The following is a 3,706-nucleotide window of genomic DNA, read 5'->3' as shown; positions in this document are numbered from 1 at the left end:
GTAAATATTTTGGTCATTGGGAAGTTGATTGTGTCGTTCCCCGGCGGGGTGGGCGTAAAGTGATTGTCACTTTTGCCGAACGGAAAACTCGTTACTATCAATGCTTTATCGCTGAACAACAAAATGGATTTGAAATTGTTAAAATTTTACAGCGTTTTTGGCAGTCTTTCGGATCAAATGCGTGTCGGATTATAAAATCAATGACTTTTGATAATGGACCGGAATTTGTTAATCACGAAGTTATGGATTGTTTAGAGTACGAATTACGGATTAAAGCCTATTATTGTCACCCGTACTCACCAGAAGAACGGGGAACCAATGAACATTGTAACCGCATGTTACGGCAATATATCCCGAAGGGTACTAGTTTTGAGCGTTTAATTGACCGTGATGTTCAAGCTGTCGCGCGTGAGATTAATGAGCGTCCCCGGCAGATTTTACATGGTAAAACGGCACAAGAAGCCTTTGAGCAACAACTTAAACGGATTGCTCGCTATCAAGCTCGTAAAAATCAATCTTAATAAAAATTTAAGAATTGCAGTGATTGCAATTCTTTTTTTGTCGCATTTAAAGAGTGGTTTTAATATTAAAATACAGTTACAAAACAATTACAATAACTTGATTATATGTAATATAATTGCCATCATGTTACAGCAGTATTAATAAATTCTTAAGAGTCGATAAAATCACTACTTCTAAGTGTCGTATTCTAAAGGTGGTAAAAGGAATTAGACCTCAGTATTAACTAAGGTTTTCACTTTAAAAATTACTACCTGTCTTGAAAAAAAGAATTACGATTTTCATTTTTTAGTAGCATGATTTAACAGGGATAATTTTACAAATTAAGTTTCTTTTTACTGTTTGTTCTTTGACAAATGGATAGATAAGGATTTGATAATTTGTGAATTGAATCTGCAGGTTAGATTACCTGTTTCAACAGTTAGTCATGGACTAGAATAAGTGCGTGCTATGTCTCTAAGATTTGAGGCTCGTTGGTCAGTGAACCTACACATATCGAAGATATGCGAAGCGCCATGATGGTATTGAGTTACCGGAGCGGTTAAATATGAAAGTTAAATAGTTAAAAACTAATTGTTACAAATTATTACAGATTACGATTTAGAAGGAGGGATTGCTAAAAATAGCAAAATTTAATAAAGTTAAAGCAAAAAGTTATGAAAATATGAATATTTTTTAATGAAAACGAAATTATCATTTAGTTTCGCTTTTTATAAATAATTTGGGAGTGTGTAAAAGAAAATATATAAAGAGGAGTGATATAATTGAACTAGTTATTAAACTTTAAGGAGTAGTCATAATGAAATTCAATATTCATGATTATGAAAAAAAAATATTATGAAAATGGGGATTATAATAATGCCTATTCAGCATGTAATTCTCACAATTATACTTATAAATATAAAAATGTTAAAATAAGTTAAGTGATTTTGAATTAGGATATGCAAAGGAATTATCAGATAAATTCAATCGCTTTAAATTTGTTCCATTAAAATCTTTGATACGTATTAATAAACTTTTCAATGGTAAACTGCATGAGATCATTGATTATCTTGAAGGTTATAGAGAAGCATATCAGAAAAATAATTAATAATAAAAAGTCTTTGATATTTTGATCGTATCAAATGAGGATACTAAAATAATCAAAGACTTTTATATTTATAAATTGAAATTATATGACTAGAGAAAATATAGAAATAATTAATGTCCTTTATGCTTTTCTCGACGCTTTAGTTGTTTTAATTCAAATTGTTGTTGTTTGGTTAATAGTTGTTGTTGCCTATGTATTTGTTTGCGTTGCAACTTGAGATCATTATGTTGAGCTTGTAAAACTTGTTGTGCCTTAGTTCCGTGAAATTTTACAGCTTTGTGTTTATTTTGGCGAGCTTGTTTTTGCATTTTTTTTACACTGATATTTTTAGTAACTTGTGATAATTCTTTTGAACTAGCGTAAAAGGATATAGTTTGCCATCTTTGCAAGATTAGTTGATAAATATCACGAATCTTAGGTTCAGATGTTCCTAAATTTATGGCAGCAACAAAATATTTATTATCAATTTGATTTTCAAAGATTCCTTTATAGAAAGGAGCATCAAAAATGATAGTTAACTTCAAGCAGTTAGTCATGATAATTCCTCCTTAGATTTAATAAGATAGAGAATGGACGACCTGGAGGAAGGTTACTGACAAATATTAAAATAATAGTTTGTGTTTGGACTACCAACCAAAACTGTGTTTTTATCTCTAAATCTATATTAATAGATTAACATAATGTTTTTATAATTTATATGAACCTGTAATTTAAAAAAACAATATATATAACTTTACGAAATGAAATATCAATTACCAAAAATTATATTTAATGTTTAAATCATTAAATATATAAAAATAAAAAATTAAATGAAAGCGAAGTTAGTTTCACGTTCAGTATAATCATAAAAAATAATTTATTAAATTATTTTTTGCCATAGTAGTAATTTTCAATCTTTTCTTTTAAGAAAAAATTAATTACTAATAACATAATCTTTAATAATTATTATGCATAACTTAATATAGTGCTGCTACTTTTAAATAGTATTCATAAATATTATTTAGAAGGAAAAAAAGTTATGCTTAAAAAGAATATAATATTAACAATTATAGTTACCATCATAATTTCACTAATTGGCATTAATATGAATCAACTTATAAAAGCCGAAACTGTATCAATTCAAGGTACTGCAGTAAAGGATGCTAAAATAACTAATTCTAAAGGCCAAGATGTTACCGATCAAAATAATTTAAATAAATGGGAATCCTACACTGTTTCATATAATTGGAGCATTCCTAATGGAACAAATATAAAGTCGGGAGATGTTGCTATCTTTGAAGTGCCAGATAGTATAGATGTTTTAGCCACTACGGAATTCGCAGTTAAAGATAGTCAAGGCAATGTGATAGGTGATTTTATAATTAATAAAGGAGCTCATCAAGGTACTCTAACTTTTAATAATTACTATGAAACTCATAAGTATAATAATATTCATGGAACATTAACCTTTAGTGGAAATGGAAATGAAAATCAGCAAGTTCAAAATTGGGAAGTTAACAAAAATGGTTGGCTTAATGGAAATGATATTCCAACATGGGTAGTAGTATATAATCCTAACTCTGAAGATTTAACTAATATACAAATAATTGATACATTAAAAGGTGCTCAGAAATATATTCTGAATTCCTTTCAATTACAATTGGGATCTGTAGATAAAAATAATGATTTTACAGTGGAAGAGAATATTGCTGATCCATTTCAGTATATTAAGGTTGATGGTGATACATTTACACTAAGCTTAGATAATGTACATCAAGCTATCAGAATTGTATATCAAACTCAACCTACATTTTCTGGATCATTAAACTTAGAAAATTCAGTTGAAGCTAAATCAGAACAACTAGGGATTAGTAGCGTTGCTGCTTCAATTCACGTGACTGGTTCTGGAAATGCTGACGGTGATTTGGCTCAATCAAGTTCATTAATTGAAAGTAGCTCAAGTAGTAAGTTAAGCTCATCAATTGAAAGTAGCTCAAGTAGTAAGTCAAGCTCATCGATTAAAAGTAGTTCAAGCAGTAAGTCAAGCTCATTAATTGAAAGTAGCTCAAGTAGTAAGTCAAGCTCATCGATTAAAAGTAGTTCAAGCAGTAAGTCAAG

Annotated in this window: 3 protein-coding genes; 2 read left to right on the top strand and 1 reads right to left on the bottom strand. The window is 29.2% G+C overall.

The features are described 5' to 3' along the window. Nucleotides 1-521, top strand: a 521-nt coding sequence (locus ACWCL1_RS08825; RefSeq protein WP_454546547.1) for an IS30 family transposase, incomplete at its 5' end; no start/stop codon positions are given. A 1,198-nt stretch (nt 522-1,719) separates the two neighbouring features. Here ACWCL1_RS08825 and ACWCL1_RS08820 read toward each other — a convergent pair. Beyond that, a complete protein-coding gene (locus ACWCL1_RS08820; protein WP_454546546.1) occupies nt 1,720-2,145 on the bottom strand; it encodes a YjdF family protein in 426 nt (141 codons plus the stop codon). Between the two features lie 482 nt (nt 2,146-2,627). Between ACWCL1_RS08820 and ACWCL1_RS08815 the strand changes: the two genes are divergently transcribed. Continuing rightward, a partial coding sequence (locus tag ACWCL1_RS08815) for an Ig-like domain-containing protein (protein WP_454546545.1) occupies nt 2,628-3,706 on the top strand: 1,079 nt, incomplete at its 3' end.

The sequence above is a fragment of the Ligilactobacillus sp. LYQ135 genome, assembly GCF_053711055.1.
This window is presented reverse-complemented; position numbering and strand designations above follow the sequence as displayed.